The following is a 950-nucleotide window of genomic DNA, read 5'->3' as shown; positions in this document are numbered from 1 at the left end:
GTCCATCAGTTGCAGGGGGTCGGATCTGCCTCTGCTGCACTACTTGAAAAGTTGAATCTCTTCACTACAGATGATCTGTTGTTTCATCTGCCACGAGACTATGAAGATCGTAGCACGATCATCCCCATGAACCAATTGACTGTGGGGCGTAGCTACTTACTCGAAGGCACGATTCAAGGTGTGGACTTTCCGCCGGGTAAACGTAAATCAATGGCGATTGGACTGCAAGATGACTTTGGCAAAGTGACTTTACGCTTTTACCATATTTATAAAGGTTTAACGGACCGCGCAAAGATCGGTAATCGTCTGCGTATTTTTGGTGAAGTCCGCGTGGGCGCGCGTGGCTTGGAAATGTATCATCCTGAAATTCAACTCATTACAGAGCATACGCCACTTCCACAAACTCAACTGACTGCGATTTATCCCAGTACAGAAGGGCTGACTCAACCGAAGTTTCGTGAATACATCAAACAGGCTCTCGCCAAGCACAGTGATGATTTACCTGAACTACTGCCCGCAAAATTTACCAATGGCTATGCACTTAAACAGGCGTTGGACTACATCCATCACCCTCCTGTAGATGCCAATATGCTGCAACTGAGCCAAGGCTCACATCCAGCCCAGCAACGTTTGATTTTTGAAGAGTTGGTTGCGCATCAGGTCAGTCTATTAAGCCGTCGTGCCTATATCCAACAGATTGAAGCCCCACGTATTTCTGCCAGTCGTCAGTTTGCCAAACAACTGCTCAGTAGCCTGCCTTTTGAAATGACCAATGCACAAAAGCGCGTCTCCAAAGAAATTGTACACGACTTAAAACTCAATAAACCGATGCTACGTTTGGTTCAAGGCGATGTCGGTGCAGGCAAAACCTTGGTCGCAGGCGTCGCAGCCTGTCATGCTTTAGAAGAAGGTTGGCAAGTGGCGTTAATGGCACCGACTGAAATTTTGGC

Annotated in this window: 1 pseudogene; it reads left to right on the top strand. The window is 47.4% G+C overall.

Annotated features, from left to right (window positions below):
* Positions 1-950, top strand: a pseudogene (locus B4F08_RS13450) (ATP-dependent DNA helicase RecG); the annotation flags it as partial.

This window comes from Acinetobacter sp. UBA6720 (assembly GCF_002454215.1).
In the GTDB taxonomy this organism is placed as follows: Bacteria; Pseudomonadota; Gammaproteobacteria; order Pseudomonadales; family Moraxellaceae; genus Acinetobacter.
The sequence above is the reverse complement of the archived record's forward strand: the minus strand, read 5'-3'. Positions and strand labels throughout refer to the sequence as shown.